General features: G+C 41.4%; 1 pseudogene. It reads left to right on the forward strand.

The window, feature by feature from the left end:
- Positions 1–37: 37 nt before the first annotated feature.
- Positions 38–319: pseudogene (locus BCT81_RS05415) on the forward strand (hybrid sensor histidine kinase/response regulator); the annotation flags it as partial.

The raw sequence follows: 319 nt of genomic DNA on the forward strand, positions 1-319 counted from the left end.
GAGTAAACGTCTGGGCTTAGAGAATAAAGAATTTCGTATGAACGCTATTCGTAAAGTTTATCAATATGCTGAACCGAATCTAACCCTAGTAGGTTGGATGGGCTTTGTCGGTTTCCCTATTTACTTTGTTGTGTGGGAGTATCTGTTCCCGCAGCCTTATGAAAATCTGACTCTCCGTTTATTATGCTCAGTGTTGTTCTTCGGCATCATTTTCCGTAAACACGTTCCATTCGAATGGCGAAAGTATCTGCCAGCGTATTATCAAGTCGCGATTACGCTCTGTCTGCCATGTTTCTTTTTCTATATGTTGCTGATGAAC

It is taken from the genome of Vibrio sp. 10N.261.52.A1, from assembly GCF_002876325.1.
In the GTDB taxonomy this organism is placed as follows: domain Bacteria; phylum Pseudomonadota; class Gammaproteobacteria; order Enterobacterales; family Vibrionaceae; genus Vibrio; species Vibrio chagasii.